Source organism: Allorhizobium sp. NPDC080224 (assembly GCF_050281005.1).
In the GTDB taxonomy this organism is placed as follows: domain Bacteria; phylum Pseudomonadota; class Alphaproteobacteria; order Rhizobiales; family Rhizobiaceae; genus Allorhizobium.
In genome coordinates this window covers 87,791-103,410 of sequence record NZ_JBNNWJ010000006.1, presented here as the reverse complement: position 1 = coordinate 103,410, position 15,620 = coordinate 87,791, and the positions used below count along the sequence as shown (strand labels likewise).

Genomic DNA, 15,620 nt, shown 5'->3' with positions numbered 1-15,620 from the left:
TTGGGTTCCTCTCACCAGTATGAAATCAGACGGCCGGTCACCAGACAATCTTGGGTGGAAGACGATAATCTTTGAGGAAACCAAGGACCCTGGCGGCTGAGAGTTTGCATTGCGAAAAAGGCAATCACGGTGCTTACACCGTTGGCGTCGCAGGCGGCGAGGGAGACTTCGGCGGATGTCGTCACGGCGAGCCTCGTTTCCCGCACGACCGCTTCTATGCCTGGGTCGGCTGGCGGGGCGTTGCGCGTGCCAATAATCCGTCGAAGGTGATAGAATGCGCAGGCCGGGAGGCGTGCAGCGGATTGAAGGGCGGCCCCGAGATCGTCATCTGGAGAATGGCGAACTACACGTCGCCGCACTCGACTCGGTTTCCGGTCAGACCCTCTCGCTTGATTTTAGATCTTTCTCAGGACCTGGCAGCCACATTGTCGGTTTTTTCATACAAGATGCTTCCATAACGCACCCGGCCTTGTGCCGTTCGGGCCTTGGAAACAGCGGTAAGCCCGTTGCATAGTGGGCTCAGATGTCGCGGGGCTGCCAACCATTGCGGCTGGGATAAGAGGCAAGATTTGCCGGGACACGATCCACTATGAGCTCTAGACCGGTCAAATTCTTCTTGCTTGCCGGGCTCGCTACTGTCCTTGGCGCGGCCGGCTATTTGTTTTTCGCCGCAGCGCCGGAGGCCGAGTCACTCGCCATGCCGCAAACGGCGACGACTGACCCGCTTGCCACAAAAGGCGTGGCCGCCTTTGCGGGCGCAGGGTTCGGCGGGATCTCGCTGACCTCGCTTGAAACCAATGCCGTGCCCTTCAAGCTCATCGCGGCAGCCCTGGTGATGGAGGAACGTGCGCGCGATCCCATGGCCAAGACCGATCTTTCCACGCTCAAGCAGGTGATGCAGCGCTTCGGCTTTCTTTATCCCCTCAGTATCGAGGGCGTGCCGACTGAAATACGCCTGCCCCTCACAAAGGAGCCGCCTGCAGGAAAGCCGCTCGGAATGACCCACGGCTTTATTGCCCCCGTTGGCGGAGCGCGGGTCGAGGTCACCAATCTGGGCTGTGCGGCATGCCATGCAGGCGTTGCTTACCTGCCGGACGGGAGCCCCGATCCAGACCGCGCCGTGCTTGGCATGCCCAATACGTCGCTCGATCTCGAAAGCTACACTCAGGCAATCTTCACCGCACTTCGCCGGCATCTGAGCGATCCCGCTCTGCTTTCAACCGTCGATATTCTGTTTCCACAAATGAGCTGGCAGGAGCGCGCCTCGCTCCGCTGGATCGTGATGCCTCTTGCGCGAAGCCGGATGGAAGCGCTTTCGGGCACATCACGCGCTCTGCCGTTCACAAACGGTCTACCCGGAGCGACCAACGGTGTCGCAGCCCTCAAGCTGCAGACAGGCACGCCGCTCCTGGCTGAAGGGGCGGGCGATCGTGGGATCGTCTCGATCCCTGATCTTGCCTTGCGAGACCGCCGCAACCGCCTGTTGGCCGACGGCGTCTATGCCACACCGTCAGGCAAGGCCGATCGCCAAGAACTTGCAGCAATTACCAGCTTTTTCACCGTACCGAGCATGGGGGTCAAGCCTGAGGATGCGCGGCGACACATTCCGGAAGCCGAGGCGATCTTTTCCTGGCTTGCCGACTATCGCCCGCAAACCTTCCCAGGCCCGGTCGACCAGGCGGCGGCCGAGCGTGGTGCCGCCCTTTATGCGCGCGACTGTGCTTCATGCCACGGCAGCTTCGAATGGAAAACAGGGACACCGAAGCTCCAATCCTACCCCGACTGGATCGGCGATGTGGGCACCGATCCGCTGCGCGCACAAGCTTTCGACAAAGACCTTGCCGATGCCATCCGCAAGTCGAGTTACGGGAAAACCATCACGGTAAAGACGGGACAAGGCTATGCGGCCCCTCCCCTTGCCGGCGTCTGGGCCTCGGCGCCCTATCTCCATAATGGCTCGGTCCCCAGTCTTGCCGCGCTGCTCGATCCGCGCTTGCGCCCGACACGCTTCATGGTCGGTGGACACGCGCTCGATTGGGAGAACATGGGGCTGCGATTGACTGCAGAGGGCGACTATCCCGCGGGCTACACACCCTTTTCGGAACCGCAATGGGTCGATACAACACAGCCGGGCCTGGGAAATGGCGGCCACATCTTTGGCAGCGAGCTTGACGAAGAAGAGCGGGAGGCGCTGATCGCCTTCCTGAAACTGCTCTAGTCGCGCAATACCTCTCCAAGAGGCAGCCGTGCGCGGGGGAAAGATGCGCCAGAGCGGCGCCCGACGCGAAGCGCGCTTACCAGCCGGCGGTCCGAGCCGATCCCGTGGCCGGCACTGATGGCCCGAGCCGTGTCGGGGTGGTCAGCAAGGGCTGCAAGGACATTGCCACCCAGACCCGCCGCCTCGACCTCCAGCCACAGCCTGTGAAAGGCCCGTCCGCTGTCAAACGGGTCTTCGCCTGCGGCGCGGTGAAACAGGATGACGGCCGTGGCATTTTCAAAGCCCTTAGCCTCGGCCAGCAAGGCGGGCGCAAAGCCGATCCGATCGAGTGGTCGAAAGAGCGGGCCCAGGACAGCACCAGCAGCGATCGCCTCGAGCCTTGAAAGCTGCATCGCCGCCGCATTGAGCCCGTCGCGCCCCCAGTCTGGATGACGCGGGCTCAGACGCATCCAGTGGTAGAGCTCCTGGCGAAAGGCTTGATCACGCATGATCGCGTAGCTCGCCTGGTCATAAAGGGCAGCTATGGCAGCGATAGCGTTGGGGTCAGAGACAACCACCCGATCGTCCCAATCAAGGATTTGTGCCGCGACGCGGTCCTTCGGGGATGGCGCAAGAAAGTCGCCCCGAAAGGAGGCCCGCCTCTCCAGCCATTCCAGCAGCGGATCAGGCTCTCTCCCCGGCGAGAAGGTCAGCCGCGCGATCGCCTTCAAGCCACCCGCCTCCGCACCGCCGAGCCGCTCGATCCGCGTTGAAAGGCCGGCGCCCGAGGCTGCAATAGCTGCACCCTCTGCGGCCGCACCAAGGCTGATTGCCGCATCATTGCCTCGGGGATCGCCGACCGTCAGCCCCCGCGTGGTGTCCTCAAGCAAAACCAGTGCCTCACCGTCTATCCGCCACCGCGCGGGCTGGACGTTATGGACGCTGGGCGCGGCGATTGCCGCTTGGACCAGGGAGCGGAGCCCATCACCGTTCATGCGATATCCTTGCGAAACAGATGCAGCCTTTGCAAACGCCGGCCCCTCATCTTTTCGACCTGTCTCAGGCTGCCCGGGTTGTCGTCGGCGATCCAGGTCACGCCGACGGTTTGATAGCCAGCCAAGCGCGCCCTTTGAAGTGTCTCGGCAAGCATCGCAGTCATGATCCCTTGTCCCTGGGCTGCCCTTGCGACCGAATAGAAGATGATCACCGCCCGCCGGCGCCGGATCCGATATCGCAGATAGTGCCAGAGCGTTGCGAAGCCGATCCGGGAGCGAGTGGCTTTCAGGAAGCCATTGAGGTCGGGTATCGCAATGACCACGCCGACCGGCTGGCTGTCCCTTTTCAACACCGAAGACAGGCGCGGATCAAGGATCGTGCTGAGTTCGCCCGCCTGGAACTGAAACTCCGCCTGCGTCAGTGGCACGAACATCGGATTGTCATTGAACCCGTCATTGAGAAGCAGCCGCGCTTCCTCCATGCGCTCCGGAAAGCTCGACTTCTGGATTGGAGCAAAGCTGTAGCGACCACGATCAAGGGTGGTTGCCGCGGGCACGGCGCGAGCAAGATCGATCTCGAACGTCGTCATGGGGAAAAACGGGACAAATCCGTTTGCCGTGAGCAGTCCTGGCACCCACGGCGGACCGACCATCATGTCGGTATAGGCGGTCTCGTCGAAGCCGCCGGTCACCACCCCACATTGTTGCATGGCGGTGAGGTTGAAGTTGCCGACCAGTTCCGCCATGCCCTGTTCGCGGGCAAAGTTTTCGGCGGCATCCAGCAACATGCGGCCTGCCTCGCGATCATTGGCACAGTCGAAAAAGCCGAATTGGGCTCGTCTCCACCCGAAACGCTCATTCGATTGGCGATGCAGGTGGGCGATGATCCGTCCGACAGGCTTATCGGCTCGGTGGACCGTCCAGAAGCGGAAGGGATTGCCCGCCTGCCACAAGGGGTTCTTCAAGGGATCAAGCATCTGAAGAATGTCCCCCCGCATCGGCGAGACATAACCGATTTCCGGCGGATAGGCATGAAACGGCGCGTCAAAGAAGGCTTCGGCATCGCCTTCGCGTAAACTGAGGTTCATGGGGCACGCTCCAGCAGGCGAGCAACAATGGTAAGCTCACGCGTCAGCCGGTCTTCGTCCAGTGCGCCGCCGGAGATCGCAAGAAAGCGCGGGGTGGGCGTTTGAGGGAGGCGCAAGAGGTGGCTTGCGCCATAGCGGGCGAGCAGTTCGCGTGCAGCACCGCTCAAGGTGTCGTTTTCCGGATCGCGCGTGGTGGTCCAGACGGGCCGAGCGGCAAGTCCGATGAGGAGATCCTCGGGCAGGTCGGAAAGGGCGTCTGCCGTGACCATCACAGCATTGGCAAGCAGGGGGTGGGAGCTAAGTGTTGCGGCCTGGTCGGGTGCTGCGCGAGCGATGGCGCTCAAAAGCCCCTCGCCGCGTGATGGGCTGCCTGCGAAACGTTCAGCCAGCAAAACGAGTGCTGCTGAAGCACCGGCCGTTGCAGCAAGCTGCGAGACGACCGTCTCGGGGCCGCCGGCAAGATGCATGGCGAGCCCAACCAACGCGCCCGCACCTGCCAGCTTCAGAACGTCGCTGAGCAGTCTCAGCGGACGGCTCGTCACACCGGCAAGGAGAGAGCAGGCAAGAACAAAGACCAGTGCTGCAAACGGTCCTCCGCGGAACGGCAGATTGGGGAAGGCCCAGGCGAAATCGGTCGCAAGCAATGGCAGAGCAAGCGCAAAGGCAAGCGCTAGCATGTCGACCGCGCGCCGCTCCGAAAGTGACACTGAGCCGCGCTGCTGATAGAGGTGCACGAGGATCGCCATGACGACCACTGCCTGAAACAGTGCAAGTGCGATCACTGCGGGGCCGGTCCATACCCGCCCGAAGACCACCGCCAAGATGGAAAATATTACTGCACCTCCGAGCGCCAGCAGCTTGACCATGCGTGGCGCATGGCGGCGCACCAGTTCTTCGGCAAGCCGCAAGGTGACCAAGGGCAGCCACGCCGCCACCACCATCTTCGCGATCACCAGCATCGGCGTCGGCTGCCAGAGCCCGGCCAGACGCAGCGCAAGCAGGAGCACGATGAGGTTGAGCAGGCGCGCCAGATGCGTCGCCACTCCACCTTTTCGTGCAGCCGCCGCCACCCCTGCGCGCGCCATCAGGGCAGCGACAAGGCCAATCACTGTCAAAAACCCGCCAATCGCCGTCATGCGAGAAGCTTTGCCATGAGGCCGCGCACCAGGATCCGCTTTGCATAGGCCAGGGGCGCTGCCAAGGGACGCTCGACCCGTTGGGCGTGGGGGTTGAAGAAATAGCCTCGGCAATCCGTGCCGCCGCGCCTTGCCAGGATCTGCCGGAGTGCCTCCTCCGCCATCAGCGTGCCAGCCATGGTCACCATGGTCGCAAAGCTGAAGCGCGAGCGTCTACCCGCGGCGACCTCCGCCGCGATGTCGAGATCGACATATTTGTGGCTCGACGAATGCACGAGCACATACTCGATTTCCAACATCAGACATGCCAAGGCCATCTCGGGGGTGATTGCCTGCCAAGCCACGCCAAGCGTGGGATAGCCAAGACGTTCCTCGAGCCGCGGATCGTTGGGCCGTACCACGGTCACGGAGGGCAGCGGCGAGGCATAGGCATCAATCAGAGTCAGGCCGTGTGCTCGGCACTGACGGTAATATTCGGTGCCCGCTGCGATATCGTCGGTGCCGTTGATCGCGACATCGGCGCGGGGGAGTATGTCCGGCAGCCGATCGGTCCATTCGCGGCCCAGGACCTCGATCTCAAGATCAGGATTGATCTCTAGCGCCAGTCGCGCTGCCGCTTCAGCCTTTTGCGCTCCGATGGTATCGGCGCGGGCAAAGAGCTGCCGGTTGAGGTTGGAGACCTCGAAGACGTCGAGATCGGCAATGATGAAGCGCCCCACGCCGGCCCGCACCAGTGCCATGAAGGCAGCTCCTCCCATTCCGCCGACGCCGGGGATAAAGACACAAGCCTCGCGCAGCCGCGCCTGCTCGGCCTCGTCGACGAAACCGCGATTGCGGGTGGTCATCTCGGCATAGGTAAAGGGGGTCGATGCAGGGGTCATTTCAGGATCATTTCAGGGTCGTTTTTTCAAGGGGTCGCAGGCGTTCATAGGGCCGTGTGGGGTCAATCCACTGGATGAGCGGCGCAAGCACTGCACCGACAAGGACCGTCGCCGCCTGTACGGCCAATTGCGGCAGGGCGCTGCGCGGAACGCTGCGGGCAAGGAAGCGCTGGCCTGCGGCAAAATCGATTCTGCCGATCTGCAGCACATCATCGCCGCGGCCATAGTCGAGCTCGCGTTCGCAAAAGGTGTTGTAGACGTCGCGGCGGTGCTTGGCGGCAATGGCGAAGGTCTTCTTCAGACTGTCGGAGCCACCGGTATATGCATCAGTGATGACCTGCCGGTCGGCATCATAGCCCGCGTCCATACCGACGCCGAACGCCTGGCGGTGGCGCTGCATGATCTGATGGGCCAGATGCCGATGGGAGAAGGATTGCGGCGTCGAGCCCTGCGCTGGAAAGACGTCGCTGAAGGTTTCCGAAACCATTCCGACAACAGCCGGCACCTGCGTGACACTGCTCACCCAGAGCGGGCGCAAACCCTGCCGCAGGAAGAGTGCAAAGCATGTAAGACCGTAGAGGATCCATGACAGTCCGCTGCTGCGTTCCTCAGGGTCGACCATGACCAGGCCGAGATGCAGCACGGCTTCAGCTCTCCCGCCGCGGATCACGTCGAGCTGCGGCATGGCATTGAAGGCGACAGGCCGATCATCGGATATGCGCGTGATGAGCGTGATGACGCTGCGATCAAAGGCTGCGCCATCGTCTGCGAAGAGCCCGTAGTCAGGCACCTGCCCGGCGAGGCAACTGCGAGCCACCGTTTCGCAGTCCTGCTTGAGCTTGCCGAGGGAAGCCGGAGATAAACTCACGCCCGGCCGTTCGATGATCAAGACTTTGTATTCGGACGAAGGCTGAAACGAAATCGACAGAGTTTTACCGGCAAGCGCGCCAAGAAGCCGAAGCAAATTCCCCTCCACTGGCCTCAAGCCGATCCAAGCACACTAGCGTTGACCAATGGACTGTCGCCGCCTCTTTGTTCTTCACCACTGACGCGCATTCCCGAAATCAGCCAGTGTGCCCCTGCCCCATGACAAGATCCGCGACACTCTCCGCGACCAAATCCACAACACGATAAACGCCTTCCACTTGAACGCGCTGCCTCGGCATCGAACATGGCGTGCTATGGGGTCAGATTCCGCCCGTCCAAACGCATCGACGTCGAGACCTTCATGGACGTCAACTTAGGTGAAACCTGCTCCTGCAACAACCAGAAATCCGACCAGCCCCATGCGCCCCGCCAAGGCTGGTCGGTCCGTTGCGTAAGCGATGCCAGTCTTTGCGACCACAATTGAGAGACCCTTGCTGGCACAACCTTCATGGCAGACCATCGCCCCGACCACGTGGCCAAGCTGTATGGTGCAGCGCGATGCCGCTGGAACGAACCAGAGGAACAGGACACGGCATGAGCGAGGAAAACTTATGTGCCCAAGTTTGCGGCCAATCTGTCAATGTTGTTCACCGAGTTGCCTTTCCTCGATCGCTTTGCGGCGGCTGCCGATTGCGGCTTTGCGGCGGTTGAATATCTCTTTCCCTACGATCACCCAGCCGAGGCTGTTGCAGAAGCTTTGCAGACTGCCGGCTTGCCCAGGCGCTTTTGAACATGTCGCCTGGCGATTGGAACGCGGGCGAGAGAGGCTTGGCAGGATTGCCGGGTCGCGAGGCAGACTTTGAGAAAGCCTGGACACAGCAATTTCATACGCCAAGACTATCGGCACACCACGCTTGCACATGATGGCGGGCCTGGCCTGTGCAGCAGATGCGAACGCGATCGCGACCTATCGCGATAATCTCAAACGCGCCATCGACCGGACAGGTGAGGCCGAGATCGGTCTCGTGATCGAGCCGATCAATCCTCGTGACATGCCGGGCTATTTCCTGAGCGACTTCAACCAGGCGCTCGACTTCATTACCGCAATGGATACTCCACATCTCAAACTGCAATTCGATGTCTATCACCGGCAGATCCTGCACGGCGACGTGATCAAGGGGGTTGAGAGCCGCAGCCCCCTTGATCGGCCACATCCAGATCGCTTCTGTACCTGACCGACACGAGCCCCTGACCGGCGAACGCGATGATCGCAGGATCTTCGCCGAGATCGATGCGATCGGTTACAAAGGCTATGTCGGTTGTGAGTATCGCCCAGCGCATGGCACTCGGGACGGATTGAGCTGGATGGAGCGGGTCTAGAATGTGAAGCACTCCTGGCAGATGCCAGATCACACCGGGCCACGAACCGATTCAAAGCGAATGGGCATCATCGACAACCGCCACCTGAACGGCAGATGTCGGTCTGACTGCGTTCATGGTCTTGGCATCAAGCCGAGGTATAGGCTGTTCAAGGCGGAGCCGGCATTTGCCCGTAACAGCCAGCACTGGCACACACGACTGCATCAACGATCCCACCAGTTTTGCGGCGTCATTGGCAAAGAGACACGCAGGGCCAACGGCGGAAGGGGCTGTCGGGTGATACAGGAACGAAGTGCGGCCATGCCGACCCAAAGGCCTGCATCACGTCAACCAGACTGAAAACCAGACCAGCTGACCTCCTGGAAAACTATAAGCTTGCCGCTGCCGAGTGCGTCGAGCAGCTTGCTCTCGCGCCATCTTCAGCCCGTAAGCGGCTGTGCCCAGCTTTTTTGGTGGCGGCATCAAGGTCTATCGCAAGACCTTAAGCTTGTCGGAGCCGTCTGTTGGTTCTGGCGCGCCTCATCCTTTTGACGCAGGAGATGGCGAATTTCGGCGAGTATTTCTTTCCGGCGAATTGCCTTGTCTGTGAGGCAGCGGACAATCTCTTCTTCCGTCGCGCCAGAGGTGAAGTGGCACGACGCCTCGTTCTCGGCAATATCGCGAAGAATGTTCATGAGCACGAGGTTCTTTTCGTGCATCTGCATAACCATTTCCTTCACATTCAAACGCTCAGACATGATCGCCACTCCTCATGAATACGAACTTTGGGCTCTAACGGCTCACAGGCCAAATGGTCCCAGACAGTGACCCAAATTCGTGATTTCCCTCAGCTACGCGCAAGCTTCGGGCTTGTTCCATGGACGTGCGGTCGAGATCGCCCCAATGAAGAGGCCTGCGAAAGCGACCCGGATGAAACTCACTATCGAGAGATCGAGACTGCACCAAACAGATCTCGGTCCGGACGACAGCTCGGCGTCGCAAGCTGGCATAGTCCTCCCGACGAAATGGAAAGCCTCGTCGCCGTCAGGCATCCTCGGCAGGTAAGGACCACACCAAGACATCGAATGACACGTGGGCGGCCTCACCGCGGATCACACGGTCGCGATCTGCGTTGGAACAGCACTGTTCCCATGCCTCAGTTGGGCATGGAAGGAAATGATCGGCATGAGGGCGCAATGCCGAGCCGAACCAGCTCAGGCATCAACGACTACAGAAACGGCGTCAGGCGGCGCACAGGCACAGGTGATACACCGAGGTCATTACCTCTACCGACGCGGGTTTACCAGCGTTTCTGGCGTTATTAGATGCAGATGCTGATCCTCTTTCGCCAAACGCTCGACATCGCTTGAGAAACCACTTCTGCTGAAAAACAGGAAGTGCTTACCCGTCGTTCCTGCCCCGTAAGTCGTTTTCTCCGATCGCTCACGCAACAACCGAACGTGGCCAAGGTCGATCACACGCGATCGCCATTTGCACTCTCCGTAGAAATACGCGCCATCCAACAATCGCCCCGCGAGATCGATATCGAAATCGGCATGACCCCAAATCTGGCCGACCTCCTGCGTTGGGACAGCAAGGACTTCCTGCAAATGAAGCCTTGCAAATTGAAGAGCGATCGGTTCGAACGCAGTCCCCATGTATTCGGAGAACCGAGGCTCCACGATGCGGTCGTAAACCTCATCGCCAAACCCGCTGCTGATCGCGCTCAGGTTCGGTCGCACGAAACGATGCCAGAACGACATCAGGCTGTCTGCAACGCGGTAGCGGCGGTTTCGACCCCTTTCATCGGCATCCAGTGATTTCGAATTGCCAACCAAATCGAGGGCGAGCAGTTTTGCCAGATACGGTCCGATGGTGTCTGCTTTGACACCCAGTCGGTTTGCGATCTCGGACTTGATGTTGGAACCGTCAGATATGGCCGCAACGACGCTTGAGTAAAAGGATGGCTCTCTGAGTTCGGTCTGAAGCAACGTGTTCGGTTCGTCGATCAGCGTGCCTGTCTCTGTGAGCAACAGTTTGATAACATTGGTGCGAAGCGATTCCTCAGCGTCGCAAAGCTGAAGATAGTAGGGGATGCCGCCGAAGATCGCGTAGGTCATGATAATGTCGTCGGCCGTGTATTTTGGGAAAAACTTGGCGACATCGACCAGGGGCAAAGCCTTCATGTCGAGCGACAAGGTTTTGCGTCCATAAAGTGGGTTCCGTTCCGCCAACAGGTCTTCCATTTGAGAAATGGCAGAGCCGCAAAGGATCAGTTTCATAGCCCCCACGGCAAGAGCGCCGGTATCCCAGAATTTTTGCAGAATTGATGGCAGTGCCGGCTCGTCATCAAGCAGATAGGGAAATTCGTCGATCGTGACGATCAAACCTGGATGTTCACCAGCTCGCTCAGCAACATAGTGCAGCACCCCCTCCCAGCTCGACAGAGCCTCGAGCTGAGGATTGGATCCGATTGCCTTGCCGACATCGGATTTAAACTGCTCCAGATTCAAGAGTGATGAGACGCGCGTCGCTTGAAAGTAGATTTCCGGGCGGTTTTTGGCCGCCTCTCGGAGAAACCGCGATTTGCCGATCCGCCGCCTGCCATAGACGATGATAAGGGAAGGTCGTTGCGAATCCAATTCGGTCCGCACTAGGTTGAGCTCACGTTCGCGCCCGCGAAACTGCATCTGCTTGCCTTTTGGTAGGTGGAAGATAACAATCCCAATTGCGGTAATCACGATTACGGTAATGAGGATTACAGTAATCGTAATTACCGTATTTATGATTACGGTAATTACGATTACCTTATTGACTCTCTCTTTGTCAAGCTCGGCGCTCATCCACCTCTGGCATCAACAAGTCACGGAAACCGCTCCCCGGACCAGCTCGTGCAACTTGGCAGGCGCCTTCTCCGCGTCACCGTCCCTCATCCGGCCTTCGACACTCTGCTCCATCTCCTGACCGTTGCAGAAAAGCCAGTTGACACCCATATGGGAATTCCCGAACATAGAGTGAACACATGAGGTGATCATGAGCGATGCAGCCAAGAATGACGTCGTGGCCAGGGCCCTTGCCGAAGTGGCAAAGATGCGCGCATGGCGGGAAAAGGCAGAAGCGGAAAGACGGAAGACCTTCGGGGCGATGGGCACACGCCAGTCAGTCTATGTTCTTGCCCGTCAGAATTCGTCCATGAAGGAAGTAAAGCCTCATTGAACCGATCACAGCTTTCACATCTTGCTCGCGATCGTTCACACCAAGGCAACATCTGAACAGCGCAGTACAATTCATCGGCCATCCCCTTTGACCCCCGGTGAGAATAACGAGCCAATTGCGCCAAGAGACGACACCTGAGCAAACTGGCTACTGATCCAGTGGATGGTCTATGTTGTTTGGGCTACCTTCACATTTAAAACGACTGTTCTCGAGAGGCGAAATGCCCCTGCGATGTACTGCGCATCTTAGCTGCATGCGACGTGGTGCGACCACTTTCGATCAATGCCTTAGTGTAATCTTCCTGCGCGTGAAGAAAGACTTGTTCGGTATCGCCCTGCTCGACGATTTTGCCGCGCTTCATCACCATTGTCCTGTCGCATAGCTGGCGAATGACCGCGAGATCGTGCGAAATGAAAATGTAGGTAAGGTTGAGTTCCTTGCGAACCTCCTGCAGGAAGTCCAACACCTGTGCCTGGACGGAGATATCAAGTGCCGATGTCGGCTCATCGAGGATGAGCAAGCGCGGATTGAGGGCAATGGCACGGGCAATGCAAACCCGCTGTTTCTGACCGCCGGAAAGCTCGTGAGGGTAGCGATACCTGAAATTCCGCGGGAGTTGAACGATGTCGAGCAAAGCCTCTGTGCGGATGTCAATTTCACGCCGGCTCATGTTCGTCTGGATGCGCAAGGGCTCGCCCACGGCGTCCCCGATCGTGTGCCGGCCATTGAGCGCTGAATGCGGGTTCTGGAAGACGAACTGCATGTTGCGCCGGATCTGACGCAGCGGTTCGCCCGCAAGCTTGGAAATGTCTTGCCCCTCGAAGATAATGTTTCCGGCCGTCGGTTCGATCAACCGAAGCAGCATGCGCGCAAGCGTAGACTTGCCGGAGCCACTTTCACCGACAACGCCGAAAATCTCTCCGGCATTCACGGCAAGGCTGACACCATTGACGGCGGTGAATTCGTCGCCACGCTGGGTCTTGTAGACTTTCTGTAGATCGATGGCTTCGAGAACAACCTTCGGCATCGCTGCCGGGACCGGTTCTGCCCCTTCTGCGGCCACCACACGCTCGGGTCTGGCCTCGATATCGGGCACTGATGCCAGCAGCTGGCGTGTATAGTCATGCTGCGGATTGCTAAGGACTTCTACTGTTTCGCCCTGCTCGACGATTGCACCTTTGTACATAACCGCGCATTTCGAAGCGATGGTTGCGATCGCGCCAATATCATGACTGATCATAATGACGGTGAGGTTGAGTTTCTGCACCAGCGACTTGATGAGATCGAGGACCTGGGCCTGTACGGTGACGTCGAGCGCGGTCGTCGGCTCGTCAGCGATCAGAAGATCGGGCTTCCCGGCGAGCGCCATGGCGATCAACACGCGCTGGCGCATGCCGCCCGAAAGTTGATGCGGATATTGGTTGAAAAGGGCGGACGGATTGGGCAGGCCCACCTGGTCAAGCAATTCCTCGACGCAGACGCGGCGGGCTGCCTTTGGCGAAACACTCTCGCCAGCCGCCCGCTCATGCGCTGCAATGACGTCCGAGATCTGGCGCCCGACGGAAAAGAGCGGGTTCAGATAGGTCATTGGGTCCTGGAAGATCATCGAGATCCGGATGCCTCGGATCTTTGCCCAGCCCCTGTCGTCGAGCCGGGTGATATCCTGGCCGTCGAAGCTGATGGCGCCTGCCTTCACTGCGGAATTTTTCGGACCGATGCCCATGACGGAGCGGACGAGCACGGTCTTACCCGAGCCGCTTTCACCAACGATGCCGAGTGTATCGCCGCGTCGGACCTTGATATTGATGTCGTTCAGCACATGGATCGGGCCATCGAAGGTCGCGATGTCAAGGCTATAACCGCTGATGTCAAGGAGGGTATCGTTCATCGGGTCCGGCTCCGGGGATCGAGGATGTCACGCAGGCCGTCGCCCAGCAGGTTGAAGCCGAGAACCGTGAGGAAGATGGCGGCACCAGGAAAGAAGGAGTACCACCACCAGTCGGGCATGTAAGAACGTGCCACCGAGACCATGGCACCCCATTCGGGCGCCGGCGGCGGCGCGCCCAGACCGATGAAGCCGAGGCCTGCTGCTGCCAGGATCGCCATGCCCATGTCCATGCTCATCTTGACGATGATTGGTGACATGCAGTTCGGCAAGATATGGTGCCAGAGGATCCAGGGCGTCCCTGCGCCGATTGAACGAGCGGATTCGACGAAAAGTTCTTCCCTTACGGCAAGCGTCTTTGCTTCGACGAGGCGGACATAGCCAGGCCACCACACGATCGCCAGAGCGACCATGCAGTTGGTAAGGCCCGGACCAAGCGAGGCAACAATCGCCAGAGCCAGCGCAAGGCCCGGGACGGCGAGAAAAAGTTCAGTGAAACGCATGATCGAGGCACGGACCCATCCGCCTTTGTAGCCGGCGATCATGCCAAGCGGGACGCCGATCAGCGCACCGAGCCCCGTGATGACGATCCCGATCCAAAGAGAGGTGCGCGCACCGACGATGACGCGGGAAAAGATGTCCGCGCCCATTTCGTCGGTACCGAACCAGTGCTCGGCACTTGGCGGCAGCAGGCGTGACCCCATGTGCACAGCACCCTGGGTGTCTTCAGGATAAGGCACGATCCAGGGACCGATCGCGGCCAGGACCAGGAAGATCACCACCAGTGCGAGCCCGAGCATGGAGGAGAAGCTTCCGCGGAACATGTGCGCATAAAGCCTGACCTGGCGGACCTGGCTGGCATGGCGCTCGGCAAAAGTCGGCGGCGTGGTGGCCGCCTGTTCGGTATGGGACATCAAGCTCTCCGCAGACGCGGATCGATCCAGGCATAGGCGAGATCGACCAGGGTATTGGCAATGATGAAAAGGAAGCCGATCAGGAGCGTGACCCCGATGACGGGCTTGAAGTCGGATGCGAGCGCGGAGGATACCGCGTAGAGGCCGATGCCCGGCCAGTCGAAGACCGTCTCGACGAGCACGGTCGATCCCAGCATCCAGCCGAAGCGCAGACCGATCATGGCGAGGGTCGGCAGCAGCGCGTTCTTCAGCGCATAGATCGCAACGATGCGGCGCGAGGAGATCCCATGCGCGCGTGCGGCGACAATGTAGTCAGACTGCAGGACTTCGATCATTTCGGCGCGGTTGACGCGCAGGATTGATGCAAGGCACGGGAAGCTCAGCACGAAGGCCGGCAGGATGATATGCGAAAGTGCCGTGTTGAAGGTCTTGAAATTGCCCGCAAGTAGCGAATCGACCAACAGCGAGCCAGTTATCATCTCTGGCGGCCGGGTGATCAGCGGCAGGCGCCCAGATACCGGCAACCAGCCGAGATCGACCGAGAAATAGAGCTGCATCAGGATGCCGAACCAGAATGCGGGAAGCGCAACGCCTGAGATCGAAAGGATGCGGGTGACATGGTCGATCGGCCCGTCTTTGTAGACAGCAGAGAGCATGCCGAGCGGCACGCCGACGATGATGCCGAGCACCATGGCGACGAGAACCAGCTCGATCGTTGCCGGGGCATAACGCATCAGCTCGTCGAGTACGGGGCGGGTCGAGACGATCGAGGTGCCAAGATCGCCGGTGACCAGATCCTTCATGTAGATGCCGAACTGCTCGACAAGCGGCCGATCCAGGCCATATTCGCTGCGGATCGTATCGACCATGTCTTCGGTCGCGTTGGGGCCGGCAACAAGGCGGGCTGGATCGCCCGGTGCGATATTGGTAATGACGAAGGTCAGGACTGCGATGCCAAGCATCGTCCCAGCCACTGTCAGGAGCTTTCGCAGGGTAAAGAACAGCATCTTGGTTCCGGAGCTTTAAGGATGGAGACAGGCATGCCGCCTCCATCCTCGTTGTTCATAGTGGCGCCTGTGAAA

12 protein-coding genes and 1 pseudogene are annotated in these 15,620 nt (G+C 59.7%); 3 read left to right on the top strand and 10 right to left on the bottom strand.

The window, feature by feature from the left end; all coding sequences use genetic code 11:
* Positions 1–589: 589 nt before the first annotated feature.
* Positions 590–2,218 carry a c-type cytochrome gene (locus ACQKP1_RS23375; RefSeq protein ID WP_427277237.1) on the top strand — a complete coding sequence of 543 codons (1,629 nt, stop codon included), beginning with the start codon at positions 590–592 and terminating at the stop codon, positions 2,216–2,218.
* On the opposite strand, the gene ACQKP1_RS23370 is transcribed toward ACQKP1_RS23375, so the two are convergent.
* The 5 genes from ACQKP1_RS23370 to ACQKP1_RS23350 form a co-directional block, all read right to left on the bottom strand.
* Entirely contained in the window at positions 2,215–3,192 is a 978-nt protein-coding gene (locus ACQKP1_RS23370) for a hypothetical protein (RefSeq protein ID WP_427277236.1), read from the bottom strand. The two genes, ACQKP1_RS23375 and ACQKP1_RS23370, sit on opposite strands and share 4 nt — an antisense overlap.
* Entirely contained in the window at positions 3,189–4,280 is a 1,092-nt protein-coding gene (locus ACQKP1_RS23365; RefSeq protein ID WP_427277235.1) for an N-acetyltransferase family protein, read from the bottom strand. The genes ACQKP1_RS23370 and ACQKP1_RS23365 overlap by 4 nt, the downstream gene beginning before the upstream one ends.
* The gene (locus ACQKP1_RS23360; protein ID WP_427277234.1) at positions 4,277–5,323 is read right to left on the bottom strand and encodes a hypothetical protein; all 1,047 of its coding nucleotides are present in this window, start codon (positions 5,321–5,323) and stop codon (positions 4,277–4,279) included. The genes ACQKP1_RS23365 and ACQKP1_RS23360 overlap by 4 nt, the downstream gene beginning before the upstream one ends.
* A gap of 89 nt (positions 5,324–5,412) precedes the next feature.
* The gene (locus ACQKP1_RS23355; RefSeq protein WP_427277233.1) at positions 5,413–6,297 is read right to left on the bottom strand and encodes a HesA/MoeB/ThiF family protein; all 885 of its coding nucleotides are present in this window, start codon (positions 6,295–6,297) and stop codon (positions 5,413–5,415) included.
* A gap of 7 nt (positions 6,298–6,304) precedes the next feature.
* Positions 6,305–7,261, bottom strand: a complete 957-nt coding sequence (locus ACQKP1_RS23350) for a hypothetical protein (protein ID WP_427277232.1) — start codon at positions 7,259–7,261, stop codon at positions 6,305–6,307.
* A 516-nt stretch (positions 7,262–7,777) separates the two neighbouring features.
* Between ACQKP1_RS23350 and otnI the strand changes: the two are divergent.
* Positions 7,778–8,544, top strand: a pseudogene (gene otnI / locus ACQKP1_RS23345) (2-oxo-tetronate isomerase).
* Between the two features lie 461 nt (positions 8,545–9,005).
* Here the strand turns inward: otnI and ACQKP1_RS23340 are convergent.
* On the bottom strand, positions 9,006–9,281 hold the full coding sequence (locus tag ACQKP1_RS23340) for a hypothetical protein (RefSeq protein WP_427277231.1): 276 nt from the start codon (positions 9,279–9,281) through the stop codon (positions 9,006–9,008).
* A gap of 528 nt (positions 9,282–9,809) precedes the next feature.
* Entirely contained in the window at positions 9,810–11,213 is a 1,404-nt protein-coding gene (locus ACQKP1_RS23335) for an ATP-binding protein (RefSeq protein WP_427277259.1), read from the bottom strand.
* Positions 11,214–11,556: 343 nt separating this feature from the next.
* On the opposite strand from ACQKP1_RS23335, the gene ACQKP1_RS23330 reads away from it, so the two are divergent.
* A complete protein-coding gene (locus ACQKP1_RS23330) occupies positions 11,557–11,739 on the top strand; it encodes a hypothetical protein (RefSeq protein WP_427277230.1) in 183 nt (60 codons plus the stop codon).
* A gap of 193 nt (positions 11,740–11,932) precedes the next feature.
* On the opposite strand, the gene ACQKP1_RS23325 is transcribed toward ACQKP1_RS23330, so the two are convergent.
* Genes ACQKP1_RS23325 through ACQKP1_RS23315 form a run of 3 tightly spaced genes read right to left on the bottom strand, consistent with a single transcriptional unit; the run spans position 11,933 to position 15,545 of the window.
* The gene (locus tag ACQKP1_RS23325) at positions 11,933–13,627 is read right to left on the bottom strand and encodes an ABC transporter ATP-binding protein (RefSeq protein ID WP_427277229.1); all 1,695 of its coding nucleotides are present in this window, start codon (positions 13,625–13,627) and stop codon (positions 11,933–11,935) included.
* Positions 13,624–14,538, bottom strand: a complete 915-nt coding sequence (locus tag ACQKP1_RS23320; RefSeq protein WP_427277228.1) for an ABC transporter permease — start codon at positions 14,536–14,538, stop codon at positions 13,624–13,626. The genes ACQKP1_RS23325 and ACQKP1_RS23320 overlap by 4 nt, the downstream gene beginning before the upstream one ends.
* Positions 14,538–15,545, bottom strand: coding sequence for an ABC transporter permease (locus tag ACQKP1_RS23315; protein WP_427277227.1), 1,008 nt, complete (start codon positions 15,543–15,545; stop codon positions 14,538–14,540). Before ACQKP1_RS23315 ends, ACQKP1_RS23320 begins: the two co-directional genes overlap by 1 nt.
* Positions 15,546–15,620: the final 75 nt, after the last annotated feature.

Bases quoted from the DNA above. Each gene is read 5' to 3' on its own strand.
- ACQKP1_RS23375 (WP_427277237.1), top strand. From the start codon at position 590: ATGAGCTCTAGACCGGTCAAATTCTTCTTGCTTGCCGGGCTCGCTACT.
- ACQKP1_RS23370 (WP_427277236.1), bottom strand. From the start codon at position 3,192: ATGAACGGTGATGGGCTCCGCTCCCTGGTCCAAGCGGCAATCGCCGCG.
- ACQKP1_RS23365 (WP_427277235.1), bottom strand. From the start codon at position 4,280: ATGAACCTCAGTTTACGCGAAGGCGATGCCGAAGCCTTCTTTGACGCG.
- ACQKP1_RS23355 (WP_427277233.1), bottom strand. From the start codon at position 6,297: ATGACCCCTGCATCGACCCCCTTTACCTATGCCGAGATGACCACCCGC.
- ACQKP1_RS23340 (WP_427277231.1), bottom strand. From the start codon at position 9,281: ATGTCTGAGCGTTTGAATGTGAAGGAAATGGTTATGCAGATGCACGAA.
- ACQKP1_RS23335 (WP_427277259.1), bottom strand. From the start codon at position 11,213: ATGCAGTTTCGCGGGCGCGAACGTGAGCTCAACCTAGTGCGGACCGAA.
- ACQKP1_RS23330 (WP_427277230.1), top strand. From the start codon at position 11,557: ATGAGCGATGCAGCCAAGAATGACGTCGTGGCCAGGGCCCTTGCCGAA.
- ACQKP1_RS23325 (WP_427277229.1), bottom strand. From the start codon at position 13,627: ATGAACGATACCCTCCTTGACATCAGCGGTTATAGCCTTGACATCGCG.
- ACQKP1_RS23320 (WP_427277228.1), bottom strand. From the start codon at position 14,538: ATGTCCCATACCGAACAGGCGGCCACCACGCCGCCGACTTTTGCCGAG.
- ACQKP1_RS23315 (WP_427277227.1), bottom strand. From the start codon at position 15,545: ATGCTGTTCTTTACCCTGCGAAAGCTCCTGACAGTGGCTGGGACGATG.